This is a genomic window from Leminorella grimontii (genome assembly GCF_039789245.1).
In the GTDB taxonomy this organism is placed as follows: domain Bacteria; phylum Pseudomonadota; class Gammaproteobacteria; order Enterobacterales; family Enterobacteriaceae; genus Leminorella; species Leminorella grimontii.
The window spans coordinates 3,307,096-3,321,113 of the sequence record NZ_CP146357.1 but is presented as its reverse complement, the minus strand read 5'-3'; the positions used below and the strand labels follow the sequence as shown (position 1 = coordinate 3,321,113).

The 14,018-nt window shown below is 55.1% G+C and carries 17 protein-coding genes; 8 read left to right on the top strand and 9 right to left on the bottom strand.

Annotated features, from left to right (window positions below):
- Positions 1-23 precede the first annotated feature (23 nt).
- Positions 24-1,364, top strand: a complete 1,341-nt coding sequence (gene pmbA / locus V8L73_RS15345; RefSeq protein ID WP_027274868.1) for a metalloprotease PmbA — start codon at positions 24-26, stop codon at positions 1,362-1,364.
- Between the two features lie 84 nt (positions 1,365-1,448).
- Here pmbA and rnk read toward each other — a convergent pair whose 3' ends face one another.
- The 9 genes from rnk to kdsD form a co-directional block, all read right to left on the bottom strand.
- Positions 1,449-1,856: a nucleoside diphosphate kinase regulator gene (gene rnk, locus V8L73_RS15340; protein ID WP_027274869.1), complete on the bottom strand. Its 408-nt coding sequence runs from the start codon at positions 1,854-1,856 to the stop codon at positions 1,449-1,451.
- A 266-nt stretch (positions 1,857-2,122) separates the two neighbouring features.
- Positions 2,123-2,995 carry an RNase adapter RapZ gene (gene rapZ / locus V8L73_RS15335; protein WP_027274870.1) on the bottom strand — a complete coding sequence of 291 codons (873 nt, stop codon included), beginning with the start codon at positions 2,993-2,995 and terminating at the stop codon, positions 2,123-2,125.
- A gap of 169 nt (positions 2,996-3,164) precedes the next feature.
- Positions 3,165-3,701, bottom strand: coding sequence for a PTS IIA-like nitrogen regulatory protein PtsN (gene ptsN, locus V8L73_RS15330; protein ID WP_071783377.1), 537 nt, complete (start codon positions 3,699-3,701; stop codon positions 3,165-3,167).
- 20 nt (positions 3,702-3,721) lie between these two features.
- Complete coding sequence (gene rpoN / locus V8L73_RS15325; RefSeq protein WP_027274871.1) at positions 3,722-5,158, bottom strand: RNA polymerase factor sigma-54; 1,437 nt, start codon at positions 5,156-5,158, stop codon at positions 3,722-3,724.
- Between the two features lie 24 nt (positions 5,159-5,182).
- The gene (gene lptB, locus V8L73_RS15320) at positions 5,183-5,908 is read right to left on the bottom strand and encodes an LPS export ABC transporter ATP-binding protein (RefSeq protein ID WP_027274872.1); all 726 of its coding nucleotides are present in this window, start codon (positions 5,906-5,908) and stop codon (positions 5,183-5,185) included.
- A gap of 46 nt (positions 5,909-5,954) precedes the next feature.
- Entirely contained in the window at positions 5,955-6,473 is a 519-nt protein-coding gene (gene lptA / locus V8L73_RS15315; protein WP_027274873.1) for a lipopolysaccharide ABC transporter substrate-binding protein LptA, read from the bottom strand.
- Positions 6,463-7,050, bottom strand: coding sequence for an LPS export ABC transporter periplasmic protein LptC (gene lptC, locus V8L73_RS15310; protein ID WP_027274874.1), 588 nt, complete (start codon positions 7,048-7,050; stop codon positions 6,463-6,465). The genes lptA and lptC overlap by 11 nt, the downstream gene beginning before the upstream one ends.
- A complete protein-coding gene (kdsC, locus tag V8L73_RS15305; protein ID WP_261832027.1) occupies positions 7,047-7,595 on the bottom strand; it encodes a 3-deoxy-manno-octulosonate-8-phosphatase KdsC in 549 nt (182 codons plus the stop codon). The genes lptC and kdsC overlap by 4 nt, the downstream gene beginning before the upstream one ends.
- A gap of 53 nt (positions 7,596-7,648) precedes the next feature.
- Positions 7,649-8,617 (bottom strand): arabinose-5-phosphate isomerase KdsD, encoded by a 969-nt coding sequence (gene kdsD, locus V8L73_RS15300; RefSeq protein ID WP_347253376.1) that lies wholly within the window; start codon positions 8,615-8,617, stop codon positions 7,649-7,651.
- A gap of 503 nt (positions 8,618-9,120) precedes the next feature.
- Between kdsD and mlaF the strand changes: the two genes are divergently transcribed.
- From mlaF to murA, 7 genes are all read left to right on the top strand, one after another.
- Positions 9,121-9,924, top strand: coding sequence for a phospholipid ABC transporter ATP-binding protein MlaF (gene mlaF / locus V8L73_RS15295; protein ID WP_261832028.1), 804 nt, complete (start codon positions 9,121-9,123; stop codon positions 9,922-9,924).
- Positions 9,924-10,706: a lipid asymmetry maintenance ABC transporter permease subunit MlaE gene (mlaE, locus tag V8L73_RS15290; RefSeq protein ID WP_027274878.1), complete on the top strand. Its 783-nt coding sequence runs from the start codon at positions 9,924-9,926 to the stop codon at positions 10,704-10,706. Before mlaF ends, mlaE begins: the two co-directional genes overlap by 1 nt.
- A 4-nt stretch (positions 10,707-10,710) precedes the next feature.
- Positions 10,711-11,226, top strand: coding sequence for an outer membrane lipid asymmetry maintenance protein MlaD (gene mlaD, locus V8L73_RS15285; protein ID WP_027274879.1), 516 nt, complete (start codon positions 10,711-10,713; stop codon positions 11,224-11,226).
- A 38-nt stretch (positions 11,227-11,264) separates the two neighbouring features.
- Positions 11,265-11,891 (top strand): phospholipid-binding protein MlaC, encoded by a 627-nt coding sequence (gene mlaC / locus V8L73_RS15280; RefSeq protein ID WP_027274880.1) that lies wholly within the window; start codon positions 11,265-11,267, stop codon positions 11,889-11,891.
- Entirely contained in the window at positions 11,891-12,214 is a 324-nt protein-coding gene (mlaB, locus tag V8L73_RS15275; RefSeq protein ID WP_036023978.1) for a lipid asymmetry maintenance protein MlaB, read from the top strand. The genes mlaC and mlaB overlap by 1 nt, the downstream gene beginning before the upstream one ends.
- 155 nt (positions 12,215-12,369) lie before the next feature.
- Positions 12,370-12,624 (top strand): BolA family iron metabolism protein IbaG, encoded by a 255-nt coding sequence (gene ibaG / locus V8L73_RS15270; protein ID WP_027274881.1) that lies wholly within the window; start codon positions 12,370-12,372, stop codon positions 12,622-12,624.
- A gap of 101 nt (positions 12,625-12,725) precedes the next feature.
- Positions 12,726-13,988, top strand: coding sequence for a UDP-N-acetylglucosamine 1-carboxyvinyltransferase (murA, locus tag V8L73_RS15265; RefSeq protein ID WP_027274882.1), 1,263 nt, complete (start codon positions 12,726-12,728; stop codon positions 13,986-13,988).
- Positions 13,989-14,018: the final 30 nt, after the last annotated feature.

Genomic DNA, 14,018 nt, shown 5'->3' with positions numbered 1-14,018 from the left:
AAGACCATGGCGAACCTTGAAGTATGAGCATTGTGAATCAGGTGGCAGAGCAGCGTAAAGCGCTGGAACAGGCAGTAGCCCAGGCGCTGGAGCTGGCTAAGACGGCATCCGACGCGGCGGAAGTCAGCGTGACGAAGTCAACGGGGATTGGCGTTTCCACCCGCTTTGGCGAGGTGGAGAACGTTGAATTCAACAGCGACGGGGCGCTCGGCATTACGGTATTTCACCAGCAGCGCAAGGGCAGCGCGTCGTCTACGGATCTGAGCCCGGATGCGATTGCGCGCACGGTTCAGGCGGCGCTCGACATTGCTCGTTACACCTCCGCTGATGCCTACTCTGGCATTGGTGAACGCGATCTGATGGCCTTTGACGCGCCGGATCTGGATCTGTTTCACCCCGTTGAGCTTGACGCGGAACGCTTCATCGAACTGGCCGCTCGGGCCGAGCGCAGCGCGCTAGAAGCCGACCCGCGCATTACCAACAGCGAGGGCGGCAGCTTTAACAGCCACTATGGCGTAAAGGTCTACGGCAATAGCCACGGCATGCTGCAAAGTTACTGCAGCAGCCGACACTCTATGTCCTGCTGCGTTATCGCCGAGCAGGACGGCGACATGGAGCGCGACTACGCTTACACTATCTCCCGCGTGGCGTCCGATCTTAAGAGCGCCGAGTGGGTAGGGCAGGAGGCCGCTCGCCGCACGCTGTCCCGTTTAAGCCCGCGCAAGCTGCCCACGATGCAGGCGCCGGTGATGTTCAGCGCCGAAGTGGCGACCGGGCTGTTTGGCCATCTGGTTTCGGCCATCAGCGGCGGCAACGTTTATCGTAAGTCCACCTTTTTGTTAAACGAGCTGGGCAAGCAGATACTGCCTTCCTGGCTTACGATTAGCGAACGTCCGCACATCCTGAAAGGGTTGGCCTCAACGCCGTTTGACAGTGAAGGGATCGCCACGCGCTCTCGCGAAATCGTCAACGCCGGCGTGCTGGAAACCTGGCTTTTGACCAGCTATTCGGCCCGTAAGCTCGGCATGACCAATACTGGCCACGCGGGCGGCATTCACAACTGGCGGATTGCCGGGCAGGGGCTGGGCTTTGACGCCATGCTTAAGCAGATGGGGCGCGGTCTGCTGGTGACTGAACTCATGGGGCAGGGCGTGAGCACCGTTACCGGCGACTATTCCCGCGGCGCTGCAGGCTTTTGGGTTGAGAACGGCGAAATTCAGTATCCGGTCAGCGAGATTACCATTGCCGGCAATCTGAAAGAGATGCTGCGTAACATCGTTACCGTTGGGGACGACGTTGAGACGCGCAGCAACATTCAGTGTGGTTCGGTACTGATTGAGCAAATGAAGATTGCGGGCGAATAAAGCGCCTTTCTTGCGGTAAAAAATTACGATAAAAAAATGGGCCGATGCAAACCGCGCGGCCCATTTTTTATTGTCGGTTTTTCGTTACTGGTGTTCGCCGGCGGCTTCCGGCTGGTGCAGCAGTTCCAGCACTTTAATTTTCGTGACCGTACCGTTGGGCAGATGCCAGCTGATGTCAGCGCCGACGCGAAGGCCGAGCAGCGCGGCGCCGATAGGCGCCATTACGGAAAGCTGTTCGTTGCTGTCCGTCAGGGCGTTAGGGAATACCAGAGTTCGCACCCGCTCTTCCTGATTGCTGAGATCGATAAAACGAACGCGGCTGTTCATGGTAACCACGTCGGCCGGCATCTGCTCGGGGGCGACGATTTCTGCCCTGTCGATTTCTTCAGTCAGTGCCTGAGCCACCGGCGATGAAGCGAACTCAGGGCGTTCAAGCAGCATATCGATACGCTCTGCATCCAGTTCATTGATGATGATGGTGGGTTTAAGCATACATTACTCCGATAATATCCTTGATGAAGTCCCAATTAACGTTGTGCGGGCTCTAAGCAAAACAAAACCCCCGCAGCTTAATGCGGGGGCTTAACGTAAGTTGCAACCCGATTATCAATAGGTATTAAGCAAATTAAAACGATCGGGATCGCATAATAAGCCATCCGATCGCCGCGTAACGTAAAATTCGTCAGCGCGGAAACGTGTGTTAACTCTGTGCATCATATCAGCAAAGTCAGGGAATGGCTAACGGGTTATTTTTTGCTTTAACCGCCGCTTTTTCCATCAGTTTTACGCTTTTCCAGCGTGCGGTGGCGGGACTGGACGTTCTTCCCGCGCGAGCGGAAATAGTCCGCCAACTGCTCAGCGACATAGACGGAACGATGCTTGCCGCCCGTACAGCCGATGGCGACCGTCAGGTAGCTGCGGTTGTTGGTTTCCAGCATCGGCAGCCACTGCTCCAGATAGCTGCGGGTCTGATAAATGAAGTTGTGAACTTCCGTGTGTCGGTCCAGAAACGCGGCTACCGGCTTGTCGAGCCCGGTCATTGGGCGAAGCTTGGGATCCCAGTGGGGGTTAGGCAGGAAGCGCACGTCAAACACGTAGTCGGCGTCGATGGGGATGCCGTGCTTAAAGCCGAAGGATTCAAACACCATCGTCAGCTCGCGTTCGCGCTTGCCGAGCAGGCGGGCCCTGAGCATTTCGGCCAGTTCGTGTACGGACATTTCGGCCGTGTCGATAATCAGGTCGGCCCGCGAACGCAGAGGCTCAAGCAGGGCGTCCTCTTCGTCAATAGCGCTCTCAAGCGACAGGTTTTTATTCGACAGCGGATGCAGACGACGGGTGTCGCTGTAGCGGCGGATAAGCGTATTACGGTCGGCGTCTAAAAACAGAAGCTGGGGCGTGAAGTCGCCGGGCAGGCCGTTGAGCACCTCTTCCAGGATCTCTGGCGTTTCAGGCAGGTTTCGTACGTCAATGCTGACGGCGGCGGACGTTTCTCGCTGAGAGAGCGTTTCCGCCAGCTGCGGCAGTAGCACCACAGGCAGGTTGTCGACACAGTAGAACCCCATATCCTCCAGCGCACGGAGCGCGACGGATTTACCCGAGCCGGAACGGCCGCTGACAATCATCAGCACCATGTTACTCTTCCCCTTAGTGATCGTAATACGAGGTTAATCTACGGTCGGCTGTGCTATCGCTCATCGCCGCAGGATAATTCGTTTGCCTTCATTGGCACTGTATACGTATATAGCGATAACGTTTTCACTCTACATGACAAAAGCAACTTTATGCCATCATTTTGTGTCATTACTTCTCATCATGCGATTCATCAACGGACGAATCTTCTTCAGGCTTCGGCGCTTCTTCCTGAGCGTCCGTCGCACCGGCCAGCAGCTGGTACAGCTCTTCGTCCGTCTGTGCGATGCGCAGCTGGCGGCACAGGGTTTTATCGCTAAAACGTTGGGCAATTGCTGACAGCGTTTCCAGATAGCTTTGGCACTCGCCCTCAGGCACTAAAAGCGCGAACAGGATGTCGACCGGCTGGTTATCCGCCGCGTCGAAGCTAACCGGTTGCTCAAGCGTAATAAATACGCCAACGGCGCGGGTGGTGTCTTCTTCCAGCTTGCCGTGAGGGATTGCGACGCCTGCGCCGATGCCGGTTGTGCCCATGCGCTCACGGCTGAGGATAGCCTCAAAAACGGTGGCGACAGGGATATTTAGCTGCTCGGCGGCCAGCTCGCTGATAATTTCCAGCGCGCGCTTTTTGCTGGAACAGTGAACCGCGCAGCGCGTGCTTTCAGGCTTGAGAATGGCGCGTAGTTGTGTGGTGGATAGCGTGCTCATCATTTATAGCAACCGTTGGCTCAAACCAGCTGCTTACGCAGGTTTGAGGGAGGAATGGACAACGACTCTCGGTATTTTGCCACGGTCCTTCTGGCGACCATAATTCCCTGTTCCGTTAGCATATCGGCGATTTTACTGTCGCTGAGCGGCTTGGAGGGATTCTCGGCCGAGATCATTTTTTTCACCAGCGCACGGATGGCGGTAGAGGAGGCTTCGCCGCCGCTTTCGGTGCTCACATGGCTGGAGAAGAAGTATTTTAGCTCAAAAATGCCGCGCGGGCTGTGCAGATATTTTTGCGTAGTCACCCGTGAGATGGTGGACTCGTGCATATCAACGGCCTGGGCGATGTCTGCTAAAACCATGGGCTTCATAAATTCCGGCCCTGACTCGAAGAAGGCCTCTTGGCGCTCCACGATGCATTCCGTTACCCGTAGCAGCGTATCGTTACGGCTTTCCAGGCTTTTTATCAGCCACTTTGCGTCCTGCAAATGGCTGCGGATATACTGATTATCGCTGGCGTTATGCGTGTTGGTCATGGCGGCGTAGTGCTGGTTGATGCGAAGCCGCGGAACGCTTTCCGTATTGAGCTCCACGCACCATTTCCCCTGAATTTTACGCACTAGGACGTCGGGAATGACGTATTCCGATTCGCTGGCGTATATCGATTGGCCGGGGCGCGGATCGAGGCTTTGAATAAGCTGCATCGCTTCTTTTAGCAACGATTCGCTGATTCGAGTCAGTTTTAGCAGCGTTCTAAAGTCGTGATTGCCCAGCAGGGTCAAGTGCTCTGAAACGATCTCACACGCCTGCGTAAGCCCCGGGGTGTTTTTATCCAGCTGGGATAGCTGCACCAGCAGGCATTCGCGCAGGTCGCGCGCGGCGACGCCGACCGGATCGAAGCGTTGAATGCGCTTAAGCACCGCCTCAATTTCTGCGATGTCTACCGCTTCATCTTCCTGCCCCAGGCTTTCGGCGATGTCTTCCAGCGGGACGGTAAGATAGCCCGCATCGTCGACGGCGTCGATGATGGCGACGGCGATAGCCTTATCCAGCTCGGTAAAGGGGGTGAGATCCATTTGCCATATCAGATGGTCCTGAAGCGTCAGCGTGGTCTCGCCCTGAAAGACGGGCAGCTCGTCGTCCCCGTAGTCGTTGCGGGTGCCGGAAGGCGTACCTGCGGTGTAGATTTCGTCCCAGGAGGCGTCCAGCGGGAGGTCTTCGGGAATATCCGACTGTTGCAGCGCGTCGCTGGTGTCAATATTCTCCATCTCGGGCTCTTCGCGCGCGTCGATTTCGTCGTGGGCGTCAGCCTGTTCAAGCAGCGGGTTGCTCTCCAGCGCGGTTTGAATCTCCTGCTGTAGCTCAAGCGTCGACAGCTGCAGCAGACGAATGGCCTGCTGTAGTTGGGGCGTCATGGTTAACTGTTGGCTTAGCCTGAGCTGTAAACCTTGCTTCATAGTACCGCTTTACGTCTCTTTTGCTTAAAGTCTGAACTCGTTGCCCAGATAAACGCGCTTAACGTGTTCGTCTTCCAGAATAGAAGAAGGCGTACCGTGCGCAATCAGATGGCCTTGGCTTACGATATAGGCGCGTTCGCAGACGTCCAGCGTTTCGCGAACGTTGTGGTCCGTTATTAGTACGCCCAAGCCGCTGTCGCGCAGGTGCTCGATGATCTTTTTAATATCAATGACGGAAATCGGGTCAACGCCGGCGAACGGTTCATCCAGCAGGATAAACTTGGGGTTGGCGGCCAGCGCGCGGGCGATCTCTACCCGACGGCGTTCACCACCTGACAGGGACTGCCCCAGATTCTTGCGCAGGTGATCGATATGAAACTCTTCCAGCAGCTCGTTGGCGCGGTCTTCGCGCTGTTGGCTGTTTAAATCGTTACGAATCTGAAGCACTGCCATCAGGTTATCGTAGACGCTCAGACGCCGAAAAATAGAGGCTTCCTGCGGCAGGTAGCCAATGCCGCGGCGGGCGCGGGCGTGCAGCGGCAACAGGCTAATGTCTTCACCGTCGATAGCGATAGAGCCTGCGTCGCGCTGCACGATGCCGACGACCATATAAAAGGTCGTTGTCTTTCCCGCGCCGTTAGGCCCCAGCAGGCCAACGATTTCGCCGGAGTTGACCGTCAGGCTGACGTCTTCTACGACGCGGCGGCCTTTGTAGGCTTTTGCCAGATTCTCTGCTGTTAGTGTTGCCATGCGTTATCGTTTACTCTTCTTTTCGTCACGCGCAAGCGCGCCATGGTTAATTCTTTTTCTGCAGCTGGGACGGCACCAGAATGGTGGTGACGCGCTTGCCTTTGTTACTAAAGGCTTCCATCTTCTGCTCTTTAACTTTATAGGTGATTCGGTCGCCCTGTACGTTGCTGTCCAGCTGTTCAAGGTAGGCGTTGCCGGTCAGGTCGACAAAGTCGGTCGCCAGCTCATAGCGCAGCTTCTGACCGTGCCCCTTCACCGGCTTGCCGTTGTCTTGAAGCTGGTAAAAGGTCACCGGATTGCCGAAAGCTTCCACGACCTCTTTGCCTTTCTCGTTTTCAGGGCGGGTTACAACGACTTTGTCTGCGCGAATGTCGATAGAACCCTGCTTGACGACCACATCACCGGTAAAGGTAACGACGTTACCCGTCATGTCCAGCGACTGTTGGGCTGACGTAATGTTGATCGGCTGGTTTGTGTCGTCCTTTAGCGCAAACGCCGACGTGCTGGTCAAAAGCAGTGCGGCGGCAACAAGCGCCGAGCGTCCGACGTTAGGGTTACGGTGCATTTTTGTTACCGGCTTTTGGTTGAACTTCATAATAGGTTTTTACCTTTTCAATCAGCTTAGCTGTTTTACTGCGCAGGTTTCCGCGCATCTTCATCCCTTCAGAGGTAAAACTTGCCCCATAAAGCGTGACGCGATCGTCAGAGCTGATATCTTGCGTCGTCAGGTTGATATCAGCGTTGTCTGTCTTGATTTTTTCCAACTGCGAGGTGGCCGTCAGGCTGTTGACCTCCACATCGCCATACAAATAAAGCATGCGGCTTTTTGTCAGTTTCGCACGGTTTGCCCGGATCGACCAGATGGCGACCTGCTCTTTATCGAATACGATCATCACCGGGCTGGTAAACCAGGTGTCTTCCGGCTTGGCGTAGTATTTTACGTCTTCCGCCGTTAACTTGTAGTTTAATAGACCTTCGGGATTATACACGATGGTGATCATTTGCTGGCTTTGGTAGGTCGGCTCTTTGTCATCGGGCGGAACGATGGACTGAGCGTCCTCTTTATCCGCCAGATTCCAGCCGATCAGGCCCAAAACGGCGAGCGTCAGCAGTACGGTGATAACGGTCTTCAGCTTGCTCATATCGATAGCCCCCGAGCGTCGTCAAGCTTTCCCTGCGCCTGTAATATAAGGTCGCACAGCTCGCGTACTGCGCCTCGGCCGCCCGGCGTTCTGGTCACAAAGTGCGCTTTGGTCAGAAGCCAGGGATGGGCATCGGCTACGGCCACGGCTAAACCAACCTGCGCCATAACGGGCCAGTCGATAAGATCGTCGCCGATATAGGCGACCTGCTCAGGGGCCAGCGACAGCTCGTGAAGCATTTTGTTGAACGGAACGAGCTTATCAGACAGCCCCTGATAAAGATGAGCGATCCCCAGCGTTTTTGCGCGCTCTGCAACCAGCTTGTCCTTACGGCCGGTAAGAATCGCTACCTCAACGCCAGACGTCAGCAGGCAGCGGATGCCGTAGCCGTCGCGTACGCTAAACGCCTTCAGCTCTTCGCCATGGTTGCCCATATAGATAAGTCCGTCGGACATCACGCCGTCCACGTCGCAGATAAGCAAACGAACGGCGCTGGCGCGCTGGAAAACCTCTTCTTCTACAGTGCCATAGCACGTATCAATCATATCAATACTCTTTAAAACGCTCAGCCCGAATGACGTAAACGTTCTATTTTGCCCTAAACGACGCCTGCGCGCAGCATATCATGCATGTGCACGACGCCTTCCAACTTATCGCCTTCGGCGACGATAAGCGCTGTGATGTGCTTAGACTGCATCAGATTCAGCGCTTCAACCGCCAGAATCGAAGGGGAAACCCGGATGCCGCCTTTAGTCATGACGTCAGCGATTTTTGCATCTCTGATATCAATATTCTGGTCGAAAATACGTCGTAAGTCACCGTCGGTAAAGATGCCTTTAATTATCATGTCGTCATTGCAGATGACGGTCAGCCCCAGATTTTTACGGGTAATCTCAACCAGCGCTTCTCTTAGCGTCGCGTCGGCGGCAACGCGAGGGATTTCATCGCCTGCGTGCATAATGTCGCTGACCCGCAGCAACAGTTTGCGCCCTAGCGCGCCGCCGGGGTGAGAAAGCGCGAAGTCATCGGCGGTGAATCCCTTGGCTTTGAGCAGCGCGACGGCCAGCGCGTCGCCCATTACCAGCGTCGCCGTGGTGCTGCTGGTTGGCGCAAGCCCCAGCGGGCAGGCTTCTTTAGGGACGTGAACGCACAGGTGGACGTCGGCCACTTTGCCCATGGCACTGTTAGGGTTGCCCGTCATGCAGATAAGCGGAATTTGCAGGCGTTTAATGACCGGAACCAGCGCCATAATTTCGCTGGATTCGCCGGAATAAGAGATAGCTATCACCACGTCGTTTGCGGTTATCATGCCCAGATCGCCGTGGCTTGCTTCGGCCGGGTGCACAAAGAAAGAGGGCGTTCCCGTACTGGCGAAAGAGGCGGCGATCTTACAGCCGATGTGGCCGGATTTCCCCATTCCCATCACGATGACCTTGCCCTTGCACTCAAGCATCATGGCGCAGGCGCGGTTGAAGTCCTTGTCTATGTATTGATAAAGCTGGTCCAGGGCGCTTCTTTCGATATCAAGAACCTGCTTACCCGCCTGCTGAAAGTCAAAACTGGACATTGCGCTGTCTCGCTGTATTTAAGGATGAATCAAAAAATGAGTCTAAATATCAACCGCTACGTTAGCGGCCGTCGCCCGATAAGGGCATAAAAATGAGTGTGGCTAAGCGTAACAGGTCAGCGGCACCAATCGCAAACTCACTGCGTCGCCGAAAGCGCTATTATGAGTGCCAACATGGTAAAATCCCAACTGCGAAATGAGATTAGAGGCTATTATAAGGCTATATCCTCCGTGGTCGTAAGGGGGAAGGGGATTTGTATCGCCCGCTTGTGTAAATTTCACGTAAAGAAGCATCTTTATTATGGTGCGTTAGTCATAATATCCGCCGGGTCGTGGCCGCAGAATTTGCTAAACGGCCGGCCCGATTCATAGAGTGATGGATGATGGTCTGATTTGGTTTTGCTTTACCGTTAGTCTTGGCGTACGGTGAGGAGTTGAGCCAGAGTATATAAATACTTATGATGGACACATGAAGTATTTCATCCTGATAGTGAAGGACGAGAATGAATAAGTCGACAACAAATTTGGTTGAAGTGCGCGGGATGTCGTTTTTCCGCGGAGGTCGTCCAATTTTTCAGGATATCAACCTGACGGTGCCGCGCGGAAAAGTTACCGCGATTATGGGGCCTTCGGGGATTGGTAAAACCACCCTTTTGCGGCTCATCGGCGGCCAATTGACCCCAAGCAGCGGCGAAATTATCTTTGATGGGGACAATATCCCTTCGCTTTCCCGCAGGCGCCTTTACGACGTTCGTAAGAAAATGAGCATGCTGTTTCAGTCCGGCGCGCTGTTCACCGATTTAACCGTATTTGAAAACGTCGCCTATCCGCTGCGCGAACATACGCGCCTGCCAGAAGAGCTGGTGCGCAGCACGGTATTAATGAAGCTTGAAGCGGTAGGGCTGCGCGGCGCGGCGAACCTGATGCCGTCCGAGCTTTCTGGCGGCATGGCGCGCCGCGCTGCGCTGGCGCGCGCTATTGCGCTGGAGCCGGAGCTCATCATGTTTGACGAACCGTTTGTCGGTCAGGATCCTATCACGATGGGCGTGTTGGTGAAGCTTATCGACGAGCTTAATAACGCGCTGGGTATTACCTGCATTGTCGTTTCTCACGACGTGCCCGAAGTGCTGAGCATTGCGGACTATGCTTATATCGTGGCCGAGCATCACGTTATTGCCGAAGGATCTCCGGCCGAACTGCGGGCTAATCCGGACCCCCGCGCCCGGCAGTTCCTTGACGGCATTGCCGACGGGCCGGTGCCTTTCCGCTTTCCCGCCGATGATTATAAAACGGAGTTATTAAGCTGATGTTGCTACAGACGTTGGCGTCGCTAGGGCGCCGGGGCATTCATTTTATCGGCTCGTTCGGTCGCTCTGGCGCTATGCTATATGGGGCGCTGGTGGGGACGCCGGAGTTTCGAAAGCAGTGGCCGCTGCTTATCAAGCAGCTGTACGTCGTCGGCGTCCAGTCCCTGCTGATTATCATCGTTTCCGGCCTGTTCATCGGCATGGTGCTGGGGCTGCAAGGGTACCTTATTTTAACCACCTACAGCGCCGAGGCGAGCCTCGGTATGATGGTGGCGCTGTCGCTGCTCAGAGAGCTGGGCCCGGTGGTTACCGCGCTGCTGTTTGCCGGTCGCGCGGGTTCTGCCCTGACGGCGGAGATAGGCCTGATGAAGGCGACGGAGCAGCTCTCCAGCCTTGAGATGATGGCGGTCGATCCCCTGCGTCGGGTGGTGGCGCCGCGCTTCTGGGCCGGTTTTATCAGCATGCCGCTTTTGACCGCGATTTTTGTCGCCGTGGGCATTCTGGGCGGTGCAATGGTCGGTGTGGACTGGAAGGGCATTGACGGCGGCTTTTTCTGGTCGGCGATGCAGGATTCCGTCAGCTGGCATACCGACATACTAAACTGTTTTATTAAAAGCATGGTGTTTGCTATCACCGTGACCTGGATTGCGTTGCACAACGGCTATGACTGTATTCCAACGTCGCAGGGCATTAGCCAAGCGACGACGCGTACCGTCGTGCACGCCTCTCTTGCCGTATTAGGTTTGGATTTTGTACTGACCGCAATGATGTTTGGGAACTAAATCGATGCAAAGTAAAAAAACGGAAATCTGGGTAGGCGTGTTTATGCTCATTGGGCTGTGTTCACTGCTTTTCCTGTGTTTGAAAGTGGCGGACGTAAAGTCGCTTGGCAATGAACCGACGTACCGAATCTACGCAACGTTTGACAACATCGGCAGCCTTAAGGTGCGTTCGCCGGTGAAGGTGGGCGGCGTGCTGATTGGCCGCGTGGCGGATATTACGCTTGACGAAAAGTCTTACCTGCCGCGGGTTGCTATCGACATTCAGGACCGCTATAACCACATTCCTGACACCAGCTCGCTGTCTATTCGTACCGCAGGCCTGCTGGGGGAACAGTTTTTGGCGCTGAACATAGGCTTTGAGGATGAAGATATGGGCACCTCAATTCTTAAAAACGGCGATACGCTAAAAGACACCAAGTCAGCGATGGTGCTGGAAGACCTGATTGGACAGTTCTTGTACAAGAGCGGCGATGAAAAGCCGGCGGAAGATCCCGCTGCACAGCCGCAGAGCGCTCATTGATTTTGGGTAATGAACCACGGGTAGTGAGAGGAACAGTTATGTTTAAACGTTTTATGATGGCCGCGCTTCTTGTCGTTGCGCCTTTGGCGGTTAACGCAGCGGCGAATAATCCCTATCAGGAAATGCAGGCGGCGGCGGAGAAAACCTTCAACCGCTTGAAAGCGGAGCAGCCTAAAATCAAGGCCAATCCCGACTATTTGAAAACCATCGTTAAGGAAGAGCTGATCCCTTACGTTCAGGTGAAGTATGCCGGAGCGCTGGTTTTAGGTCGCTATTACAAGGACGCGACGCCGGCCCAGCGTGATGCCTATATGCCTGCGTTTGAGGCCTATCTGGAACAGGCTTACGGCCAGGCGCTGGCGATGTATAACGGCCAAAACTACCAGATCTCTCCGGAGCAGCCGCTTGGCGATAAAGACAACGTGTCCATTCGCATTACCATCAACGACACTAACGGACGCCCGCCGATCCGCCTTGACTTCCAGTGGCGTAAGAACAGCAAAACCGGCGAGTGGAAGGCCTATGACATGATTGCCGAAGGCATCAGCATGATCACCACCAAGCAGAACGAGTGGGCGGAGACGCTGCGCCGCGACGGCGTTGACGGATTGACCACGCAGCTGAGCGCGCTTTCTAAACAGCCTATTAAGCTGGACAGCAAATAATGGCCTCGGCGTCGTTAGACTGGCGGGTTAATGACGGCACTATGGCGTTGAGCGGCGATTTAAACCGTGAGACGCTGATGCCTCTGTGGGATGCGCGTCAGACGTTTATTCCACCAGAGGTTCACACGCTTGACGTGGCCGGGCTCGATCGCGTTGACTCGCCCGGCCTGGCGATGCTGGTTTATTTGCTGGACGCAACGTCCGCCCGTAAGCGCCCCGTTATGCTGGTCGGGCTGACGGAAAAGCTGAGCTCGCTGATGGCGCTCTACAATTTGCAGCAAATTATTCAGCCGTATCTGGTGAGCCAGAGCGAAGGGCTGTGATACTATAAACCCTAGCCTATCGTACCGGCGCAGTAAAATGTGCCGGTACGCTGTTTTTATCGTTATAAAAATGACGGCCGCCTGCTTCTCGACTTTGGTTGTTTTTTCATCCGCAGCGGCTTGGCATGTTTAACCCAGTGAGCACAGAAAAGCCCATGGAAACTACCCTCATCAGACAGATTTTAATGGATGCCCTAAACCTGCAGGATGCCCACGTTACCGGCGACGGCAGCCATTTTCAGGTGATTGCCATCGGTGAAATTTTTGCAGGCATGAGCCGAGTCAAACAGCAGCAGGCAGTTTACGCGCCGCTGGCGGAATATATCTCCGATAACCGTATTCACGCGTTATCGATCAAAGTGTACACCCCGGCAGAGTGGGAACGCGATCGTAAGCTAAACGGTCTGTAATTCACTTTTTGCCTTCAGTGAAGAAAAAAACGCATAGACATCACAATCACTTCACCGAAGCGGTGCATGCTGATCGCGGGTTTTTTTAAGAGAGAACGGTTATGGACAAATTTCGAGTACAGGGGCCTACGCGTCTTAGCGGCGAGGTCACAATTTCCGGGGCGAAAAACGCCGCGCTGCCAATTCTGTTTGCCGCACTGCTGGCCGAAGAGCCGGTGGAGCTGCAAAACGTTCCCAAACTTAAGGATATCGACACAACGATTAAGCTGCTTAGCCGCTTGGGCGTGAAAATTGAACGCAACGGCTCTATTTTTGTCGATGCCTCTAATGTGACCGAACTCTGTGCGCCTTACGATTTGGTGAAAACCATGCGCGCTTCTATCTGGGCGCTGGGGCCGCTGGTGTCTCGTTTTGGCCACGGTGAAGTTTCTCTCCCTGGCGGGTGTGCAATCGGCGCTCGCCCCGTTGACCTGCACATTAGCGGCTTGGAGCAGCTTGGTGCGGAAATCAAGTTAGAGGAAGGCTACGTCAAGGCGTCCGTTAACGGGCGCTTAAAAGGCGCGCATATCGTTATGGATAAGGTGAGCGTTGGTGCGACGGTTACCATTATGTGCGCAGCCACGCTGGCGGAAGGTACGACCATTATTGAGAACGCGGCCCGCGAGCCGGAGATCGTCGATACCGCCGAGTTTCTTAACACTCTTGGCGCCAAGATTACCGGTGCTGGTACCGATCATATTACCATCGAAGGCGTTGAGCGCCTGGGCGGCGGCGTTTATCGCGTACTGCCTGACCGTATTGAAACCGGTACCTTCCTGGTGGCGGCGGCCGTTTCCGGCGGTAAGGTCGTGTGCCGCAACACGCGTCCCGACATGCTGGACGCCGTGCTGGCCAAGCTGCGCGAAGCCGGCGCTGAAATTGAAACCGGCGAAGACTGGATTAGCCTGGACATGAAGGGCAAGCGTCCGCGCAGCGTTAACGTGCGAACCGCGCCGCATCCGGGCTTCCCTACCGACATGCAGGCCCAGTTCTCTTTGCTCAATCTGGTTGCGGAAGGCACCGGCGTTATCACGGAAACCATCTTTGAAAACCGCTTTATGCACATCCCTGAGCTGATCCGCATGGGCGCCCACGCGGAAATCGAAGGCAATACCGTTATTTGTCACAGCGTAGACCAGCTTTCCCCTGCTCAGGTGATGGCGACAGACCTTCGCGCGTCCGCCAGTCTGGTTCTGGCCGGCTGTATTGCTAACGGCGTGACGACCGTAGACCGTATCTACCATATCGATCGCGGCTATGAGCGCATTGAAGAGAAGCTCAACGCGCTGGGCGCAAATATTCAGCGCGTGAAGGAAGAGTCGTAGTTAAGAAGCGATGCGGGTATAGATGAGAAG

Coding starts and splice junctions, on each gene's coding strand:
- pmbA (WP_027274868.1), top strand. CDS start 24: ATGAGCATTGTGAATCAGGTGGCAGAGCAGCGTAAAGCGCTGGAACAG.
- rnk (WP_027274869.1), bottom strand. CDS start 1,856: ATGCTTAAACCCACCATCATCATCAATGAACTGGATGCAGAGCGTATC.
- rapZ (WP_027274870.1), bottom strand. CDS start 2,995: ATGGTGCTGATGATTGTCAGCGGCCGTTCCGGCTCGGGTAAATCCGTC.
- ptsN (WP_071783377.1), bottom strand. CDS start 3,701: ATGAGCACGCTATCCACCACACAACTACGCGCCATTCTCAAGCCTGAA.
- rpoN (WP_027274871.1), bottom strand. CDS start 5,158: ATGAAGCAAGGTTTACAGCTCAGGCTAAGCCAACAGTTAACCATGACG.
- lptB (WP_027274872.1), bottom strand. CDS start 5,908: ATGGCAACACTAACAGCAGAGAATCTGGCAAAAGCCTACAAAGGCCGC.
- lptA (WP_027274873.1), bottom strand. CDS start 6,473: ATGCACCGTAACCCTAACGTCGGACGCTCGGCGCTTGTTGCCGCCGCA.
- lptC (WP_027274874.1), bottom strand. CDS start 7,050: ATGAGCAAGCTGAAGACCGTTATCACCGTACTGCTGACGCTCGCCGTT.
- kdsC (WP_261832027.1), bottom strand. CDS start 7,595: ATGATTGATACGTGCTATGGCACTGTAGAAGAAGAGGTTTTCCAGCGC.
- kdsD (WP_347253376.1), bottom strand. CDS start 8,617: ATGTCCAGTTTTGACTTTCAGCAGGCGGGTAAGCAGGTTCTTGATATC.
- mlaF (WP_261832028.1), top strand. CDS start 9,121: ATGAATAAGTCGACAACAAATTTGGTTGAAGTGCGCGGGATGTCGTTT.
- mlaE (WP_027274878.1), top strand. CDS start 9,924: ATGTTGCTACAGACGTTGGCGTCGCTAGGGCGCCGGGGCATTCATTTT.
- mlaD (WP_027274879.1), top strand. CDS start 10,711: ATGCAAAGTAAAAAAACGGAAATCTGGGTAGGCGTGTTTATGCTCATT.
- mlaC (WP_027274880.1), top strand. CDS start 11,265: ATGTTTAAACGTTTTATGATGGCCGCGCTTCTTGTCGTTGCGCCTTTG.
- mlaB (WP_036023978.1), top strand. CDS start 11,891: ATGGCCTCGGCGTCGTTAGACTGGCGGGTTAATGACGGCACTATGGCG.
- ibaG (WP_027274881.1), top strand. CDS start 12,370: ATGGAAACTACCCTCATCAGACAGATTTTAATGGATGCCCTAAACCTG.
- murA (WP_027274882.1), top strand. CDS start 12,726: ATGGACAAATTTCGAGTACAGGGGCCTACGCGTCTTAGCGGCGAGGTC.